Source organism: Acinetobacter sp. 22323, assembly GCF_052044895.1.
GTDB lineage: Bacteria > Pseudomonadota > Gammaproteobacteria > Pseudomonadales > Moraxellaceae > Acinetobacter > Acinetobacter schindleri.
Map to the genome: position 1 here is coordinate 89,308 of NZ_JBQEOL010000002.1, position 18,518 is coordinate 107,825.

At 37.5% G+C, this 18,518-nt stretch carries 12 protein-coding genes, 4 pseudogenes and 1 other annotated feature; of the genes and pseudogenes, 3 read left to right on the plus strand and 13 right to left on the minus strand.

The annotated features are described in order from the left end of the window. Positions 1 to 446: 446 nt before the first annotated feature. Positions 447 to 683 carry a VF530 family DNA-binding protein gene (locus tag ACTJIX_RS01725; protein WP_002058193.1) on the minus strand — a complete coding sequence of 79 codons (237 nt, stop codon included), beginning with the start codon at positions 681 to 683 and terminating at the stop codon, positions 447 to 449. 135 nt (positions 684 to 818) lie between these two features. On the opposite strand from ACTJIX_RS01725, the pseudogene ACTJIX_RS01730 reads away from it, so the two are divergent. Then, positions 819 to 1,274 (plus strand): annotated as a pseudogene (locus ACTJIX_RS01730) (aconitase family protein); the annotation flags it as partial. Positions 1,275 to 1,278: 4 nt separating this feature from the next. On the opposite strand, the gene ACTJIX_RS01735 reads toward ACTJIX_RS01730, so the two are convergent. The 12 genes and pseudogenes from ACTJIX_RS01735 to ACTJIX_RS01790 all read right to left on the minus strand — a co-directional run bounded on the left by ACTJIX_RS01735 (position 1,279) and on the right by ACTJIX_RS01790 (position 16,090). Then, entirely contained in the window at positions 1,279 to 1,539 is a 261-nt protein-coding gene (locus ACTJIX_RS01735) for a helix-turn-helix domain-containing protein (protein WP_004647603.1), read from the minus strand. Between the two features lie 284 nt (positions 1,540 to 1,823). Next, positions 1,824 to 2,192 (minus strand): MbcA/ParS/Xre antitoxin family protein, encoded by a 369-nt coding sequence (locus ACTJIX_RS01740; protein ID WP_440611111.1) that lies wholly within the window; start codon positions 2,190 to 2,192, stop codon positions 1,824 to 1,826. A 66-nt stretch (positions 2,193 to 2,258) separates the two neighbouring features. Then, positions 2,259 to 3,091 (minus strand): annotated as a pseudogene (locus tag ACTJIX_RS01745) (IS3 family transposase); the annotation flags it as partial. Further along, positions 2,700 to 2,816 (minus strand) — a sequence feature (AL1L pseudoknot). Its footprint overlaps the pseudogene before it by 117 nt. Positions 3,092 to 3,286: 195 nt before the next feature. Continuing rightward, the gene (locus ACTJIX_RS01750) at positions 3,287 to 4,645 is read right to left on the minus strand and encodes an NAD(P)-binding domain-containing protein (protein ID WP_440611112.1); all 1,359 of its coding nucleotides are present in this window, start codon (positions 4,643 to 4,645) and stop codon (positions 3,287 to 3,289) included. A gap of 321 nt (positions 4,646 to 4,966) precedes the next feature. Further along, positions 4,967 to 5,287, minus strand: a pseudogene (locus ACTJIX_RS01755) (IS30 family transposase); the annotation flags it as partial. Positions 5,288 to 5,318: 31 nt separating this feature from the next. After that, positions 5,319 to 6,922: pseudogene (gene tnpC, locus ACTJIX_RS01760) on the minus strand (IS66 family transposase). A 74-nt stretch (positions 6,923 to 6,996) separates the two neighbouring features. Continuing rightward, positions 6,997 to 7,332: an IS66 family insertion sequence element accessory protein TnpB gene (tnpB, locus tag ACTJIX_RS01765; RefSeq protein ID WP_440611113.1), complete on the minus strand. Its 336-nt coding sequence runs from the start codon at positions 7,330 to 7,332 to the stop codon at positions 6,997 to 6,999. Beyond that, positions 7,329 to 7,757 (minus strand): IS66-like element accessory protein TnpA, encoded by a 429-nt coding sequence (gene tnpA / locus ACTJIX_RS01770; protein WP_440611114.1) that lies wholly within the window; start codon positions 7,755 to 7,757, stop codon positions 7,329 to 7,331. Before tnpA ends, tnpB begins: the two co-directional genes overlap by 4 nt. 152 nt (positions 7,758 to 7,909) lie before the next feature. Continuing rightward, on the minus strand, positions 7,910 to 11,125 hold the full coding sequence (locus ACTJIX_RS01775; RefSeq protein ID WP_440611115.1) for a tyrosine-type recombinase/integrase: 3,216 nt from the start codon (positions 11,123 to 11,125) through the stop codon (positions 7,910 to 7,912). Beyond that, positions 11,109 to 13,436 carry a hypothetical protein gene (locus tag ACTJIX_RS01780; protein WP_121532971.1) on the minus strand — a complete coding sequence of 776 codons (2,328 nt, stop codon included), beginning with the start codon at positions 13,434 to 13,436 and terminating at the stop codon, positions 11,109 to 11,111. Before ACTJIX_RS01780 ends, ACTJIX_RS01775 begins: the two co-directional genes overlap by 17 nt. Next, the gene (locus ACTJIX_RS01785) at positions 13,436 to 14,107 is read right to left on the minus strand and encodes a hypothetical protein (protein ID WP_005137638.1); all 672 of its coding nucleotides are present in this window, start codon (positions 14,105 to 14,107) and stop codon (positions 13,436 to 13,438) included. The genes ACTJIX_RS01780 and ACTJIX_RS01785 overlap by 1 nt, the downstream gene beginning before the upstream one ends. 564 nt (positions 14,108 to 14,671) lie before the next feature. Continuing rightward, positions 14,672 to 16,090, minus strand: coding sequence for a phosphate--AMP phosphotransferase (locus ACTJIX_RS01790; RefSeq protein WP_121594233.1), 1,419 nt, complete (start codon positions 16,088 to 16,090; stop codon positions 14,672 to 14,674). 319 nt (positions 16,091 to 16,409) lie between these two features. On the opposite strand from ACTJIX_RS01790, the gene ACTJIX_RS01795 reads away from it, so the two are divergent. Both ACTJIX_RS01795 and ACTJIX_RS01800 read left to right on the plus strand, forming a co-directional pair. Continuing rightward, on the plus strand, positions 16,410 to 17,105 hold the full coding sequence (locus tag ACTJIX_RS01795; protein ID WP_005137634.1) for a TetR/AcrR family transcriptional regulator: 696 nt from the start codon (positions 16,410 to 16,412) through the stop codon (positions 17,103 to 17,105). 4 nt (positions 17,106 to 17,109) lie between these two features. Then, entirely contained in the window at positions 17,110 to 18,507 is a 1,398-nt protein-coding gene (locus tag ACTJIX_RS01800; protein ID WP_005137632.1) for an efflux transporter outer membrane subunit, read from the plus strand. Positions 18,508 to 18,518: the final 11 nt, after the last annotated feature.

Below are 18,518 nucleotides of genomic sequence, written 5' to 3' on the forward strand. Positions count from 1 at the left end.
GGCCGAAGGTGATAATTTTTATCTTTTAGATGAATGACTTAATTTAAGTGAGAGATGGGGAGATAGTCAGAGAGAAGTACATTCAACTCAGTATCTAATTTCTAGTTAGCCAAATATTTTGGATATAAAAAAGCCCCAATCTTTCGATCAGGGCTTTTAGAATTTGGAGCGGGAAACGAGACTCGAACTCGCGACCCCAACCTTGGCAAGAGTCACCGACATAAAATACACTAAATAACATAATTAGTATTTTAATAAACTCTATATATAACAGTTATATAGAGTTTTTATTTTGTGTGGTGTAATTTAAGGTAGGGTGGGGTACTTTGATTTTTGGTCACTAATTTATTGTGATAATCAACAATAATAACCAACATACACATGCTTAATCTAAAGGTGTTTTACTGACTGGTATAATTTTATAATGAGAGGGGTGTTGCCTGGGGCTACGGTTTCTGTTTTGCCTTTTGGCGTAAGACGTACAAATATAAGCTTTCTACTTTTTCACGTGCCCATGGTGTGGTACGCAAGAATCGCAATGATGATTTAACACTTGGGTCTATGCAAAAACATCTAATTTCAATTTTACGACTTAAACCTTCAAAGCCACCGTAGTAATCCAATAATTCATCCAAAATGTCAGCAAGTTTTTTGCCGTGTAAAGGGTCATTGGAGGTGTTCATAATAGATCAATCGTATTTTGGGTGGCCATTATTATAACCTGGGCTAGTTGGAAAACTAGAGAGTTGGAATGTAAGTAATGATGGACTGAATAGCCACCAAAATTCTGGAGCACACCCAGCCATCGGGTGATGCATCATATTCATGCCTTGGCAGGGTGGCTTAACGGTCGAACTTCAGAACAGGAAATCCAGTATCATCCGGCACGGATCCTGATGCAGAATTTTACCGGTGTTCCTGCAGTGGTTGATCTTGCTGCAATGCGTGCAGCAATGGCCAAAGCCGGTGGTGATCCGGAAAAAATTAATCCGTTGTCACCAGTGGATTTAGTCATCGATCACTCGGTGATGGTCGATTACTTTGCTAGCTCGCAAGCTTTTGAGTAGAATGTCGCCATTGAGATGCAACGCAATGGCGAGCGCTACCAGCTTCTACGTTGGAGGCAGGCGGCGCTCAATCAGTTTCGCGTGGTGCCGCCAAGAACCGGAATTTGCCATCAGGTCAATCTGGAATATCTGGCACAAGTGGTCTGGAGCAATGAGGTCGATGGGCAGGGCTTTGCCTTTTCTGATACCTTATTCGGTACCGATTCACAATTTATTCATCATATTCTGAAAATATTTCTTCAATTTCATCCCACTGCGGCAATTTATGCTTTTTTTTATTCACTTCGAATTGTAAACCAACACCATCAAGCACACGTTCAAATATATCAAATGAACCTGTAAAATGGCCATTTTCCATCTCTGAAATTGTTGTTTTATTGACTTGAGTTTTTTCTGCAAGGCTTTTCTGTGTATAGCCTAACCCTTTTCTTGCCAAACGTATTTCTTTACCTATTTCACCTCGTGTAGCCATTTTTTTCTCCCGAAATTTGTTAGCCATATAGCAAACTTTTAACTAATTATGGTTAATATTCGCTATATAGCAAACTTTTATAATGATTCTTGAATAGCTAAATTGAACTTATAAGATTCAATTTAGCCTCAAATTAGGTTAATAGAATCCATATATGTATGGTAGTTCTCAATAATGAGGCAGTTGTATACCTCTTGAGAAGAGAAACTTCTTATACCTTGAATTTGAATTATTAGACAAAATTATGACTTTTAATTTTCTGTGTAATGAAGCTTTATATATTCTTAATATTTACCCTGAAGCCGAAGTCCTTCGACTACGTTTAATACAGTAGCTAATCCCTGAGTAGTCTGAATCTGTTTTATCGGAATGCCTTTGGTTAGCTTATTTGGTGACTTCATAAAATGCTGCATCCATTTAGCCTCTCCACCTGTTAGAGCATCTAGTGATATCGCAATACGAATTAAAATAATTGCGAGTTCTCCTTGACTTGAATCGGGATCTAACTGAAGCGAATTTAAAGTTTCCACTGAATCTAAATTGATAACGATAGCAAGCTGGTCCAGTGTTAAACCAAGTTGTTTTCCAGATGATAAAACAGCTTTAGTTAATACCTTTTTTTGTTTTGCAATTTTTTCTGACGTTTTATGCATGACTGATCTCAGTTTCAGACGTTGCTGATACCTAGAGTTTATACTATTTGATTATCGTTTCTCAGACGTATTCATCCGTGTAGATACTTTCCATCCAACAATTGCTCGTGAGAACACATCAATAATAAAGGCGGTATAGACCCAGCCTGAATGAGTTTGAATATACGTAAAGTCACTCACCCACAGTTGGTCAGGATGATCAGCATTAAAATTACGTTTCACTAAATCATGTGCTCTTTTTTGATCATCTCGGCTACGGGTGATTTGTTTATTCTTACCACGCCAAACACCTTGTATACCTAGCTTCTGCATCAATCGAGCAACTGTACAACGTGCGATAACATAACCTTCACGTTTCAATTGTTGCCAGACCTTACGCACACCATATCGACCTGAACTTTCTTTCCAAATTCGTTGAATTTGTTCAGCATGATGCTCATCATGTCGATCTCGTTTCGCTCGAGGTTCTGGATTGTCAGCGAGATCTAAAGTTCGGTAATAGGTTGAAGCTGCGATCGGTAAAATCCTACAAATCGCATCAACACCATATAAGTCTTTATTGTTATGGATGAAATCCACCATTATTTGTGTGGGCGGTCGAGCTCCGCCTGGGCGAAAAAAGCGGCTGCTTTACGTAGAATTTCATTCGCACGTTGCAGTTCTTTATTTTCACGTTCCAGTTGTTTGATACGTTCTTGATCTGAAAATTGTTGTACTTTGATTGGATTTTGTTGATCCAAGTATTTTTGATACCAAACACGTAGTGTTTCAGGAGTACAGCCAATTTTAGGAGCAATTGCGGAAACTGCAGCCCAATTCGATGGATAATCTTTCTCGGATTCAATCAATAATTGAACCGCTCTTTCTCTGATTTCAGGGGTATATTTTAATTTTGTCAGGCTTTGTTGCATAAATATGTAAGCATCTGATTTACATAAATTTAATTTTGGATCAAAAAAATCAAAATTTTTAAAATCATATAGTTATGAAATCTTTGTGCAACAAAGCCGTCCAAACAACAAACCCCATGACCATAACTTATGGGGCTTGTTGGCTATTTTGCTGCGTATTGTGTGGCTTTTTGTGATTAAGCCTTACATCACTTCACGCTGCGCTTCATCTTCCAAATAGCTTTCTAAAGAATCATCTAGCGCATATAACCATGGCGTGTGATGTGGCTTAGCCATTTTTCCAGTCATTACTGAGCGATAGACTTTATCTCTAAAGCCCATAATGTTTTCTTTTTTATGCTTTTTCCATTGCATGAAAATATCATGCACTGCATCAATATTGAATGATGGATAGTCCGTCTGCGCAATCAGGCGTTTGATGTAATCGCCTTGGAAGCGGGCAGATTGTTCATCGTTCAATAGGCGCTGCTCTTTTTCATGTAAGGTCTGCGTATGGCTCTGCATTTCTGCCGTGCTTGGTAAAGTAATTTTGCCCAAAATCACATCACGGACAAACCATGCTTGCGCATCGAACATATTGAAGGTGTACCATTGATCTTGCATGCCCAAGTAGAACAAGCGAGGATTCTTTTCCCACACCACACCCTGATATAAACCCTGCGGATAAAGGCAGTTATGTGTTCTGAGGCGTAGGTTATCTTCAATAAATGGGAAGTGGTGCAAATAGCCTGTGCATAAAATAATGGCATCAATTTTGGCAGATGTTCCATCACCAAAATAAGCAGTATTTTCATCTACACGCAGTAATTGTGGCTTTTCAGACCAGTTTTTAGGCCATTTAAAACCCATGGCTTTACTGCGATAGCAACTGTAAATTTGCTTAGCACCGTATTTATAACATTGTGAACCAATGTCTTCGGCAGAGTAGCTGCTGCCAACCAATAACACAGACTTACCTTTAAATTCCAGCGCATCACGGAAGTCGTGTGCGTGCAAAATGCGACCATGGAATTGATCAAAGCCTTCATAAACAGGAACACGTGGGGTAGAGAAGTGTCCAGATGCAACGACAACATAATCAAATTGTTCTGAATAGTGCTGTTGTTGTGCATAATCTTCGACATCTACCGTGAATTTTTGCGTTGTTTCATCATAGGCAATATGCTGAACGGCACTATTGAAACGGACTAAATCTTTGACCTGTGCTTTTTCTGCACGGCCTTTGATGTAATCCCACAGTACTGCACGTGGCGGATATGAAGCGATTGGTTTTTTGAAATGTTCATCAAAAGTATAATCGGCAAATTCTAGCGCTTCTTTGGGGCCATTTGACCATAAATAGCGGTACATACTGCCGTGGACAGGTTCCCCATGTTCATCTATACCAGTGCGCCAAGTATAGTTCCATAGCCCGCCCCAATCATTTTGTTTTTCGAAACATACAATTTCAGGAACTTGTAGACCTTTGGCCTTTGCTGACTGAAACGCTCTTAATTGGGCCATGCCACTTGGGCCAGCACCAATAATTGCAATTCGATCCATTGCTATCTCCATTAGTTTTGAGTTCTTAATTACCTCTCCAATTTTGAGTGTCACAATTTAGGATTTGAAATATAAGCATTATAAAGATAAGCAAATACAATCCTAAATTGAGCGATTAAAAATCTGTTCAAAATAGGATGTGAATTAAAAAAAAAGAAAAAATAATAAAATGTGCTAAAGACAGTAAAAATTACCTAAGCAATTCATCTTTATAAAAAACACATTTTTTAAGAAAGCTGATCTTATCATAATTTCTGATTAATTGTGGCTTTGCTTAGTTATAAAAGTGAATTTAAAGTCATTCCATTAATATTGGCGGATTCAAGCGGCAAGTGCAACAGTATAAAAACCAGCCATAACTTCACTAGGCGTATACCAACCTAGTGTTTTTCTAGGACGATGGTTGAGTGCAAATTCTATCTGCTCTATTTGTTCGTTTGACACGTCATCAAACGATGATGATTTTGGCAGATATTGCCGGATTAAACCATTCGTATTTTCATTCCTTGCTCGTTGAATAGACTTGTAAGGATCAGCAAAATACGTATCTATGCCGGCATCAGTGATTCTTTTGTGTTCGGCAAATTCCTTACCATTATCAAAAGTAACACTATAAGCATGGCTCATCCGTAAACGATCTAAGTAAGCGTCCGCTGAGCCCCATAGCTATTTTTTAATTTGAGTTGGGTTTCCAGCGGTGTGGAAGTAATTCTTCTATTTGGGTCACTTTATGTGTCGGCAACCTTTTCAGAACATCACTTAAATAGGCATACGGATCCAGCCCATTCAGCTTTGCTGACTGGATTAATGTCATAATATTGGCTGCTCGCTGACCGCTGCGCAGCGAACCTGCAAATAACCAGTTCTTACGTCCCAACGCCCAGGGGCGCATTGAGTTCTCTGCCCAGTTATTGTCAATGGGTAGATTGCCATCATCCAGATAGCGGCTTAAGGCTGGCCAACGCTTCAGACTGTAATTGATCGCCTTGGCGGTTGGAGAACTCGATGGCACAGTCAGTTGATGTTGGTTGAGCCATTCATACAGTTGTTGCATCACCGGTTGACTATGCTGTTGTCGGTATTCGCGGCACTGTTCTGCTGTACCATCGGTCTTTTTCCTGAGTTCTGCTTCTATGGCATACAGTTTCTGAATCAGCACTAATGCCTGTTCAGCGACCTGACTTTCCCGGTCACATGTAGCTCATGGAATTTACGACGCGCATGCGCCATGCAGCCCACCTCAATGACCTGACCTGATTTAAAGCGTGCTTTATAACCGCTGTAATCATCACAGACCAGATGGCCCTGCCAGCCATTCAGGAACTCTTCTGCATGCTGACCTGAACGACTATCCTGAAAGTCATAGATCACGGCTTGAACTGGATTGTACTGTGTAGTGGCATAGGCCCAGACATAACCTTTCTTCGGTTTTTTATCATTCTCACCCATCCGCATGATGGTGACTGGTGTTTCATCTGCATGCAGCACCCGCTGTTGCAGCACCACCTCTTTTAAAGCATTGGCCAGAGGTTCCAGTTCTACACCGCAGCGACCTATCCAGTCGGACAGGGTTGATCTGGATAGATCAATTCCTGCGCGTAGAAAGATTTGACGTTGACGGTACAGCGGCAAATGATCAGCGTATTTCGAGACCAGCACATGGCTCAGTAGTTCAGGACTGGCAATACCTTTATCAATCACATAGGCGGGCATCGCTTGCTGAGTCAGGGTGTCACACTGATCACAGACCCATTTGCCACGAACATGCTGTTCCTTATAGAACTGTGCCGGTCTGAAATTCAGTTTTTCACTGATATCTTCGCCGATACGACGGAGTTGGCAGCCACAAGCACATTGGGTTGATGTTGGTTCATGCTCAATACGAATGGTGTGTAGATGATCGGGCAGCAGTCGACGTTTAGGTTTATTTGCTTTGGCTTTGTGTGTCGCTGCATCGGTTTTATCTGCATTCAGCCGCTCCAGTTCCAGATCGACTGCTGCGATATCTTCTTCGACCGCCTCATCCCATAGATGGATTTGTTTTGCGGTGAGATGTTCGTTTTTACTGCCGAATTTATGCTTTTTAAACAGCGCCAGTTCATGCTCGTATTTTTGATTGAGAATAGAAAGATGCTGAACTTTGGCATCCAATTGCTGGTTTGATTTTTCTAATTCTTGATTTGATTGTGCCAGAGACTGATGCTGCATCGCCAACTGCCGGGTAAATTCCAGCAGTTGTTCATGGGTCAGTTGGCTTAAATCAGGCAGCATTTTCATGACCGCAGTATGCCTGAGGTCATGACGCAGAGGAAATAGAACGTTTGGAGAATAGCACAATGTAGCAGCCTGGTTTAGAGCATTGTTACCACTTGCTGTCGTCCGATGCGCTGCCAGGGCAAACCCTGAATGAGTGCCTGTAACTGTTCTGGACTGAGAACTACGTTTTCACCCTGGTGAACTTTAGCCCAGTGGAATTTTCCCTGTTCCAGCCGCCTGGCACACAGCCAGATGCCCAGTCCATCATGTACCAGCACTTTCATACGATGGCCACGTTTATTACAGAACAGGTAGGCGCAATGCGGTTTGATTGAGCCAAAGGCTTTCATAATCTGCGCCATGGCCGTATCCATACCCGCACGCATGTCCATGGGCTGGGTAGACAACCAGATTTCATCGATACGGATCATTTGATCAAGCCCTGAAGTAAAAGCAGTAATTCAGTTACTGACTCCACAGGCCATTCGATTTCGATCATCTGATCCCTTACGGAACCTTGTTCATCATGTAATGGAATCCTGATATGAGCGGTAGCTTTCTTCTCTGGCACAGGTGGCGGAGGTGCTTCTTGTTTGACTGGCGTCGGGTGAAGAATGACGGGAAGGAAGTCGGTCTGTGGAATGGATGAGATTGTTAATGATGGAACCATTGATCTGGACTGACGAATCCATTTATGCAACAGATTGGCATTGATCTGATGTTGCATTGCGACCTTAGCCACCGATGTATCTGGCTGCTGGCATTGCTGAATAAGTTGATGTTTAAATTCAGCCGTGAAGGTTCGACGGGGCTTTTTTAGCGTTGGTGCAGTGTCTATAACTGTCTTTAAATCCATAAATAGGTGTCCACTTAAATTTTAGTGGACACTATCGCGGTATTAATGAGTTAGAAAAAGTGGGGCTCAGCGGACGCTTACTCTCAGACATCCAATTTTTACTGAAGATATATTAAATTTGGCTTTAGATAAGGAAGCAACGGTTAAATTATTTAACAGCATGTGGTTATTTTTAGACCTTCAGCTTTAAGTTCAAGAGATCGAGGTCTGCCGATACATGCTAGATGTAAGCAAAATTTAAATGCGGCCAGTGCTTTGGCATCTTTTGTCGAGTAAAGCTGGAGACGAACATAATCTTCTTGAGTCGTAGGATGCTCTGTTGTGCTCGATTTAGCCAGCTTCAGTAATAAAGGTTGTTTCTTTTTATCTAGCAATTGTACCAAGTCTTGTCCAAGCAAATGCCAAAATTGATGGGGAAACAGGTCTTTTACCTTGCAATAAAATGATTCCAATTGATCAATTTTATTCCAGCGATAATGAATGCCGGTATGCGAAACTGTAACACGACTTAAAAATGTCTCAAGCACCGCTTTTATTTGATCTGGCTTTTTTTCAAAGATATTTTGAATATTTTCAAAGAAATAGTTCCTTGCTTTGCGCTCTTCAACGGTATCTATCATCGAGGGTTTCAAAGGTTTATCCAGATGATTTGTGTTGTTGAGATCAAATAACCTTGGGTTGTTTTTTTGAGACTTGAGTTGGCCCAGTTGTTTAGCATTTTCATACCAGTAGTTAACCAGTTCGACAGGTAAACTCATTTCTTGTGATACCCGATCTGGATCATGATGAATTTCCAGTAAATTTAGGCACTTAAAAAACCATGCAAATGAAACTTTGGATTCTTTTGTTCCCGCGAAATATTTAAAAAAATCATGATGCTTTGAGTTAAATGAAACCTCATCTAGAATGTCTTCTACGTTACTTTTTAACCAGTCAGTTTGATCGTTGAGTAACTGCTGACTTAAATGAACAGCATGCTTTTCGAAATTGAATGGAGCAGAATCTTTTACTGTGTTTAAAAATTTGAAAGAAGGTAGGTAGCCCATCATCTTTTTTGCCAGTTGAGTATCGATGTCTGGGTGATATTTCAGTATTTTATGCCCAGCAATCAGGTAGCTTAGATGAATATAACTTTTAAAAGTTTCTGTAGGGTCAATGTGACCCAGTAAATGGGCAATCATAAACCAATGATTTTGACCATGTGTATGACGGAGTAACTCTGTCCGAATGGACTGATATTGTTCTTCAGTATAATCCGTCAGATTCTTGACTAGGGGAGCGTAATCGCAGTTGAGCAGAACGGATAAGTGATTGGCAGCCGTGTGTCGAAATGAGTGAAAAGAATAATCATGAGTTTTAAAAAGCTCGTTCATAATCATTCTAAAAGGTGTTGTCACCGTATGTTTGTTCAGCTTGCTATTTTCATTCCAATTACGGAATAAGTATAAGTTTTGCTGATTGAGTAAACGTTGCTCGACTACATGATTATGAAATAGTTGATATTCATCGGTTTTTAATAAGCAATACACAGGAACTTTGCGTTCAGCACTATCTGTTTTAAGTTGATGTAAGTTTCCTTTCTTTTTTGAGCCATAGGGCTGAATCCATACTGATAGACAGCTCAAGCCCTCGATATCCCGCACACGTAAGCCTAGAATTTCATTAATACGCATACCGGTACGGTAAGCTAAGATATAGATGATTTTTAATGTCTTATAAGTGTTTTCTTGACTATTAGCACCTGAAAATAAGGTATCTAATTTGTTCATGAAAGCTTGATAAGTCAAAGGGCCAATAATACGGGCTCTAGGCCTATTTTGTATGGCGAGTGATTCTAATTCGAGAGATTCAGCTTCGAAAACTGTTCGTTGAAAGCTATGGAAGCGCTTCAACATCCTGCTGGTTTGACCTCTGGATTTTTTAAATTCAGGTTGGCCTGCTTCATCTGCGAGACGGGTGTTCGTAATAATTTGTTGGTAGATCTTCGCTAGGTTCGTATTCAGATCATCTTCGCTATCTAGATATTGTAAGGAATGGGTGAGCCAGGGCTCAGCAATACGGGAGTAATAAGTGTAAATGGAACTATCTGCTAACGGTCTATTCTGCTGAAACGCTTTTTGAAATTGGTTTACGCAAAAATTAAAACGTTCAGCCAGTGGCTGAATCTGTGCTAATTCTGGTTTATAAAGGCTGATGAGCCATAAGGCGACACGTTTACTATACTCATTAAATTTATCAGCATTTTCAAGACAATATTCAATAATTAGTGCATCAATGCTTTGATCGGTTTGTGATGTACGAATCAGTTGTAAAAGGTCTTTGTGAATCTTTATAACATCATTCAAGGCTTGCTGAATATCATCATTGGAGTAGGATTGACCCGCAATAGATGGTGATTTTTCTACATTTGAATCAGTAAGAGTGTCCTGCTGATATTTAAATTTTGGATGAAGAAATCTTTCAAATTCTATTTCTGATAAGCCACAGGTTGCAGTATTTTCAATGAGACATTGTGAGAGAGCAGGATCAATATCAACTTTTGGGAGTTGCATCCAGTTAAAGCTGGCGTAGTCGCGTAATAATTTATAAGTTTTGAGATTAAATGGTAACTTAATCTTATTAAAAATAAGCTGTAGATAATCTTCTACATTCTGGTTTACTGTACGAATATTTCTGCTATTAAAATGAATTAACCATAAGCGGGTAATTTGATCAGGAATAAAATTACGCGATTTACGAATAGTTTTTTCGTCAATAAAGAGATCTCCATAAGAGGGGGAGAGCGGTTCTAAAAATATAATGTTCAGATCTTCGATCTTTCTGATTTTTGCCGGATCTTTTAAATGTTCAAGCAAAGCTTCTAAAGAGGATTTTTGATTTAAGCCTGAGTAAAGCAGGGCAGAAATAACAATATTCCCAATGATTTCATCATCAGAAAATGTCTTGCTATCTTTCGCTAGAATCCAGTAGTCCCAAAGCTTATCAAGAACTTCATCAACCTGATGTCCCTTCTCGATCCAGTCCATGGTAAAAACCGGCTGATCACGCTGCATCTCAAATGTCAGATTCGGTAGGGGCAAAGTCTCACGACGATTTAGATTGATTTTTTTAATATACGATCGAAAAAATTCATGCGCATATTTTTTCCATGCCAAGCTTGGAGCTTTGCGTTTAATAAACTCATAAATTGCTGGATAGAAGGATTCAAGGTGCTCTTTTTGTTCCAAATCTTGTTCTTGGAAATATTGAATTAGTTCCTGTTCTACATCTGCTCGAAGCTGTTTTTCCTGATCGAGTCGGTCTCGTTTTCTACGTTCTTCTGCATATAGTGGTTGAATTTGCTTAGTACGTTTATTGAGTGAGGACATCGAGTTCAATACCGGTAATATTAAAATGATCTTTCATTTGTTCAAGAATATGAGCAATGCTTGAATATTGTGAAATAGATAAGCTGGAATAAGGATGAGCAGCTTCTTGCTGCATCGGTTCATGACCGAATAAAGCTAAAATTTCAATTTCGCTAATTTTATGGCAGAGAAACGCACGGGCAGTATGCCGGTGCCAGTTTTCATGGTGCAAATCTAACTCAGGATTAAATTTTTTTATAATCGATGGCTTTAAGGGTTTCCATTGACCATCCTGAAAGATATTCAACAGTGGGAGCTTGCTCTCTAAAATTTGTTGAATATGTTGTGGAATTTCTGGCTGACTAGGAGCAATTTGAATTTTAAAATAATGTAAAAAATCTATAAATTTCTGGAGTTCTTGTGCGACAAAATGACCCAGTGGAATTAAACGTCCATAGCCTTGACGCCCCCCCACTTCTTTATCGGAAACCATGCATATTTTTCTTTTCAGGTTAAAACTTTTTAAAAAACCTGGAAATTCAGCGACGGGTCGTGCGGCAGTAAAGAGCAACAAGAAATGCCACATCCACAGATTGTAATGATTAAAAATTGCTATCCAGTCGTCTTCTTTTTGTGAAATTATTCTGAATTTGAGTGTGGCAAAAATATTTTGAATCACATTTGAAGTAGGTGCTTTGCGGCTGCCAAAGTTTTTTTCTGCAGCATATTCGATATTCTTGTAGTCATCGGATAACGACTCACACAGCTCTTTTAAAATTGAGACATACTCGGTCTGTAAAGCCTGAATATTCTGATGGCAATAAGAAGTAGAAGAAGACTTGTTTGCATCAATACCGGTGAGAAGGTCAGCAAGCTGTTTATTTCCAGTGCGTTGCAAAATAGTCTGATGTAAAAGAGAGCTAATTCTTATTAATGATAATTTTGGAATATAAAGTTTGGTTCTCAGCTGTTTCAAATATTGCTGAAGATCCTCTTCCGTAACGCTGTTACCATCTCGTAGCGAAGCAATAAATGAATTTGGAATCGGGATATCTAGATAGACTGTTTGGTTGAGCAAACCATCTGGATAAGCAAAATCCTTATTTTCAAAAATTGAAAATTTACTCCTCAGAAAATATTGTCCATTGCTTTGACGGATCTGTTGGCGAGCATTTAAATTTTTAGCACGTTTACTTTGTAGACGTAGCCACTCCTGGATTTTATTTCCGGTCAGAAATGACAGCATCAGGATCAAGGAGGCCTTCTTTTTTTTGGTTTCTTTATCTTTGTCGTTACAGTCCTCTTCAATTTCAACAATGTAATTTTTATATAGTTCAGTAAGTAGAGCACTTATACTTGTGATATTAGGAAAGAGGCTGCTGTATGGCAGCAAATGTTCTTTTCGTTGAATATGCTTGGCAACCAGAGGCAGCACATAGCTCTGGCTGGATTCTGAATATGCAGCAAGAGGGGTAACGATAGTTGGGTCTACAAGTATTTGACGTGTATCTTGGTCATCTAGTTGTTTTTCTATATTGAGAGCTTTGGACTTTTGCCCTTTTTTAATTTCTGAACTTTCTACAATCAGCTGATCTTCGTCTAAAAACTCATGTTGCAGTGTAGTTTCAATACTCGCTTTGGCAATTTTTGCCCTCTTTTCCAAAACATAATTAAAGGTGATGCGGATCACTTTTAGCAGGTTTTGCATAAAATCATGAGACGGCTCTTTATCACGTTCTTCATCAATAACCTCATTCAAATACCGAATAAACTCAACTAAGGAAAGGGAGGGATCTTTAAGATACTTTTCCCAAAGGAGTCTATATTCAGGAGTATTTTGATATTCTTTTTCGGAACTCAGAACCCGATTGGCGGTACGGAAGCGCTGGAATAAACGTTTTACAGTATTGAAATGTTCAGTGTGATCCTCTTCAAAAAGTTCAGGTTTAATGTCTGGCAGTGCAATTAAATAGATTGCTGCTTTTAAGACTAGGATATTCCAGATTAAAGCATTTTCTTCTGACTCTGCTAATTGTGCAATTGAGTTCACATACCAAATGACTGGTGTTGCGCTAACAGTATGTTTCCGAGAAGAGACCAAGGCAGCGGGTCTAGCAACAACAGAATTGGTTTCTAGATCAAAATCTAATAGATCGAGATTCAGCCCTTCCAAACATTGATCAGTTGGGTGTGAAATCAGTAAATCAGCAACATATTGAATATGTTCGGTACGTTGGAGTTGCTCATCATCAAAGAGTTTTTCCAGTGTCTGTTTTAATGATACCCGCGGAATATCAGCAGCATTTTGACGGCTTGGGTTAGGTTCTGACATTATGTTTTCCATAGCTGGTCTGGCGTGAGAACGAAGTCCACATTGTTTAAAAGCTGTTGCACAATCCCACTGGTTTGTTGTAGTTGATCAAGCACATTTTGTCTTTTCCGGTTTATAACTTTATTGCGGTAATTCAGTTGATTTCGTGTGTATGAGAGTAGTTTTGCTAGCAGGTCTAAGCTCATAGTACGGTGAGGTTTGAAAGAATTTTCTTTGTTTAAAGCCAGGATAACTTCAGATGAAATATGGGCATTGATCAGCGATTGCATTTTTGCAGGGTTCATTCGATCCAGATCATGATGATAAGAGGACAGAAATTTCATGAATTCCAAACTTGCCTCTTTTTTTAATAGTTCAACTTTCTCCTCATTTTGAGGGAAAGAATGAACAAGTAAGTTAATACTTTTTGGTATGTGCTGAGACCAATATATAAACCACTGAAAATTATTTGTAATGGTAAAACTAGAGATATTAGGATCTTTCCATACATGAAGTTCGAGACTTGGATTTAATGTAGACAAATCAGTTTTTAAGGATTTAAAAGCCTCTTGATAGCAAAGATAAATTCCAGAAAAATAAGGATGTACACTGATTTGGACTTTATTAAAATTTTTGCACAACAATTTTTTTGGTATGCCAAATTCTTCATCAAAATCAAAAGTTGTTCCCATAAAAATGAGAGTCCCCAAAAAGTTTAAAAAATAATCAAGTGAATATTCTTATAATTTTTTGAAATATTAAACAAGGTTGATTCACCCTATATTTTGTGTATATTTACAATTAATATACAATATGTTGTTATTTTTATATAATTTTAAGAACTAAATAACAATCTATAACATGCTGTATATTTAAAGATATAGAGGTTCTTACTTAGGAAATTAAAAAATTGAAACAGGTAGAAATTGTTACAAATATTCTAAGCAATCAATCTCCCACTCGAGTTTTCAGCCTTATTTACACATTAGAGGTATAGTTTCAAGCCTGATAAAAACGGAGCTTGAAAATTTTTAATAGCTAAAGAACTGAAAGAAGTTGAATATTAAATTAATACAGCCTCAAAATTAAAATGGACCTCTTTACCTAGAGGGCTATTATTTTGAGTTCATAGGGGACAGCTCTAGTTATCCCAGTATGAGACAGCCTCATTTTGAAGCTGTTTCAAATGCTTTTGGACTCATTCTTTAGAGATGCTAATGGCACCTGATTTGATTATAAAATATCTTTATATAATCTTATAAGTTTTCTAAGTGACCTAAATTTTTATTTTGTACGCTATGAAGGATAGTTTGCAAAATTTCAATTCGTGCAGCATATTTACTATCATTGGCAATGATGTACCAAGGAGAAATATCTGTGCTCGTGTATTTGAACATATCTGAAGCTGCTTGTAAGTAGGCATCCCACTTTTCTCTATTACGCCAATCATCTTCTGTTAATTTGAAGTTTTTTTGAGGTGTATTTTTTCGCATGTAAAAACGACGTAATTGTTCATCTTTTGAAATTGCTAGCCAAAATTTTATAACAATTGTATTCGTATCAGACAGTTGTTTTTCATACTGATTTATTTCTTCATAAGCATTTTGCCATTCTATTGGGTTAATTAAATCTTCTACACGTTCTACAAGTACACGTCCATACCAGCTGCGATCAAAAATATTAAGTGCCCCATTCGTTGAATGCTTATTCCAAAAACGCCACAAATAAGGACGTAATCGTTCAAAATTTTCTGGTGCTGAAATACTATGAATATTATATTCGTGTAGCCCTAGAAATTTAATGATGCGCTTAATTGAACTGCCTTTACCTGCGGCATCCATACCTTCAAAAACTAATACAACGTTATGTGATGAATAACGTAGAACATCTGCGACTTTCCTTTCTAGTTGTTTAATGGTTTTTTTATACTCTATGTGGCTAATTTCACTTTTTTTTATTTGAGTTAAACTTGAAGGAATAGGTGCCGCCTGATATTTTAATTTATTCTTAATTTGTACAGGTGGTAGTTTTAGATGTTTAAGTATTAATTGAGAAAACTGTGTATTTCTTTCTATATTGTTTTCACTATTAATGATTACCCAATCGTGGGTGAATCTATTTCTTAAAGTTTTAATTTGATTGTATAAGGTTTTAGTTTTCCATTTTTTTTGTGGAAAATCATCCCATGTAAAACGTGGAACTCTTTGGATTTTATCAATAATATCAATATTTTTTGTGCGAATTTTTACTTTGCTCCATGAAACTTCAAACCAAACTTTAATAATATCTACATTATTATTTTTTAAGTAACTTTCAAATTCATATATACGCTTTAAGTGTTCGTTGAATGTATTATTTTGTATTTCTTCATCATTTAATATAGTTGACGCTAGTAAATCAGTATACCAATTTCCATAAAAAAACATGATTTGTCCTTTTTTTGGAATGTCATTTATGTATGGTTGCCAAATTAATTTATTTTCTTTGACTCTATTTGGGGTTTCAGCCTTAATTTTTAAATATCTAGGATCCATTAATTCACTTAGCTTTTTGATTGATTCATTTTTTCGCGTTAGTTCAATTCCGCCAATTATTACTAATATACTTTTTGATTTAGAATTCTTGAGTTTATATTGTTCTTGAATTAATTTAATGGAGAGGTCTTGATAATTCATTTTAAGTCTCGTTTAAAAAATTTTTAATAAAATAATTATAAATTCAGTTGTAGTCAATGTTATTGTTTTATGATTAAAGTTGTTTTGCAACAACTTTTTTTTGTGCCAGTAAAACAAAACCGACTAAAAAGATCGGTATTTTTTTAATTATTATTTTTATTAGTGTTATTAATATAAGTTATTGTTATTTATTAATATTTATTAGTATTTAAAATATTAAAAAATTAATTTTTGACCTTTTTTTATTTTAAGTTTATATTCTTTATAAGAAAAAGTTGTTAATAGAAATATTTTTATATGTCTTTGGATGGGGGCTGTTGTGAGTCTTGAGATTTCAACTGTTTTAGAACATAAAGAAAACTTGAATAATGCTTTTTTTAAGAAAAAGACACAGGTTAGAGCAATTGAATCTGATTTTAAGATGGTGAATCAGACTATTAAGCTTCTATCAGAAGGTGGCGTTAATGCAGTTACATTAGAGGCAGTAGGTGTGAATGCAGGATACAGTCGCGGTTTGGTTTCTAGGCGCTATGGTTCTAAGGATCAATTACTTGTTCGAGTTTTAAATTATTTGGAAAACTGGTTAAATGAGAAATCTAAAATTGCAACTAATAATAAATATGGTTTAGATGCTATTAATTCATTAATTTTAAGTATTTCAGATGATTTTTATTTGTATCGTGAAAAATATAGAGCATATTTTTGGTTGAGATTTTATGGTTTAGAACAAAATAAAATTTTAAATGAATGTCTGGTAAAATCTCGTAATATTCGTGAGGAAAACACTATTAAATGGCTTAAAGAAGCATTAGCTCTAGAGGAATTATCACGAAATGTAGATATTGAAATGGTACATGATTTTCTTAAAACATCATTGATGGGTTTAGTTCATAACTGGATGGTAGATCCTAATTTTAATATTGAAATTAGATTGAAGCAGTTAGTTTATATTCATTTGAAAAATATGTTTTCAAATTCTCATTTGTATCATTCTGTTAATTTTTGGGGTGAATAATATTATGCAATTTACCCAATTAAAATATAGTAGTTTTTTAATTATATTCAGTATTACTGGTTGTCAACAAATAGATCCTTATCAACAGCCTAAAATTTCTTTATCTCATAATTATCCGATTCAAACTCAGCACTCTTACCAAGCACTTTCTTGGATTGATTATGTCAAAGATCAACAACTTATTAATATTGTCGATCTGGCACTAGTGGCGAATCAGGATTTAAAGATTGCTTCATTACGTATGCATGAAGCACAAGCGGCTTATAACATTCAACGTGCTGAACTTTTTCCGAATATAGGTGGTACTGCGAGCATGGAACGCAGTCATGTGCCTGCCGACTTATCTTATGTCGGTAGAGAAGTGACATCCAGTCAGTATTCTGTGGGTCTTGGCATGAACCAATGGGAGCTGGATTTGTGGGGTCGTATCCGCAGCTTGAATGAAGCGGCTTTGCAGCAATTTCTTGCAGTTGAAAGCAATGTGCATGCAGCACGCAATAGTATTATGCAGCAGACTGTTCAAAGTTATTTAACGCTGTCTGAACTGGATAAACGTATCCATTTTGCTCAGCGTTCTGTACAGAATTATGAAAAATCAGTACGAATTTTTAAGCGCCGTTTTGAGGTGGGTGCAGGCTCTAAAGTGGAATACATGCAAGCAAAAACAATGCTCAGTAATGGTCAAGCTTTAGTGGCTGAATTACAGAAATCCCGTGCACTGACTGCAAACTATTTAGTGCAATTGGTGGGACAGCCGATTTCTTTGCCTAAAACAGATTTAGATCAAGTGACTTTTAAAACAAGTATGCTACAAACGGGTTTGCCTTCAGACTTATTGTTGAACCGTTTTGATATTCATGCTGCGGAAGCAATGCTTAAATCTAAGCATGCCAATATCTATGCGGCACGCGCAGCATTTTTTCCACGTATCGCACTGACGGGCAGTTTTGGAACAGCCAGTGCAGATTTAGACGATTTATTTAAATCTGGCAGCAGTGTTTGGTCGTTTGCTCCAAGTATCAGTGTGCCGATTTTTACTGCGGGTCGTCTAAAAAATAATTTGACCTTAGCAGAAGTGCGTAAAGAGATTGCAGTGGCAGAGTATGAAAAGACGGTACAGAACGCATTCCGTGAAGTCTCTGATGCACTGGTTCAACAGAAATATTTAGATCAACAATTACGGATTCAGAAACAAGGACTCAGTGCTTTCCAGGAAACTGCACGGCTAGCACAACTGCGTTATGACAACGGTGCTGTGGGATATTTAGACGTTTTGGATGCACAGCGCAATTTACTTAGTGCAGAACAGCAATGGATTGAAACGCAAAGTAGCTTAATGCAGTCCTATGTCAGTCTTTATTTTGCCTTGGGTGGTGACACCGCATTTGCAAAAAAAATTTAAAATATTGGGTA

Excerpts from the sequence above, each read along its gene's own strand:
- ACTJIX_RS01725 (WP_002058193.1), bottom strand. The coding sequence starts at position 683 with ATGAACACCTCCAATGACCCTTTACACGGCAAAAAACTTGCTGACATT.
- ACTJIX_RS01735 (WP_004647603.1), bottom strand. The coding sequence starts at position 1,539 with ATGGCTACACGAGGTGAAATAGGTAAAGAAATACGTTTGGCAAGAAAA.
- ACTJIX_RS01740 (WP_440611111.1), bottom strand. The coding sequence starts at position 2,192 with ATGCATAAAACGTCAGAAAAAATTGCAAAACAAAAAAAGGTATTAACT.
- ACTJIX_RS01750 (WP_440611112.1), bottom strand. The coding sequence starts at position 4,645 with ATGGATCGAATTGCAATTATTGGTGCTGGCCCAAGTGGCATGGCCCAA.
- tnpB (WP_440611113.1), bottom strand. The coding sequence starts at position 7,332 with ATGATCCGTATCGATGAAATCTGGTTGTCTACCCAGCCCATGGACATG.
- tnpA (WP_440611114.1), bottom strand. The coding sequence starts at position 7,757 with ATGGATTTAAAGACAGTTATAGACACTGCACCAACGCTAAAAAAGCCC.
- ACTJIX_RS01775 (WP_440611115.1), bottom strand. The coding sequence starts at position 11,125 with ATGTCCTCACTCAATAAACGTACTAAGCAAATTCAACCACTATATGCA.
- ACTJIX_RS01780 (WP_121532971.1), bottom strand. The coding sequence starts at position 13,436 with ATGTCAGAACCTAACCCAAGCCGTCAAAATGCTGCTGATATTCCGCGG.
- ACTJIX_RS01785 (WP_005137638.1), bottom strand. The coding sequence starts at position 14,107 with ATGGGAACAACTTTTGATTTTGATGAAGAATTTGGCATACCAAAAAAA.
- ACTJIX_RS01790 (WP_121594233.1), bottom strand. The coding sequence starts at position 16,090 with ATGAATTATCAAGACCTCTCCATTAAATTAATTCAAGAACAATATAAA.
- ACTJIX_RS01800 (WP_005137632.1), top strand. The coding sequence starts at position 17,110 with ATGCAATTTACCCAATTAAAATATAGTAGTTTTTTAATTATATTCAGT.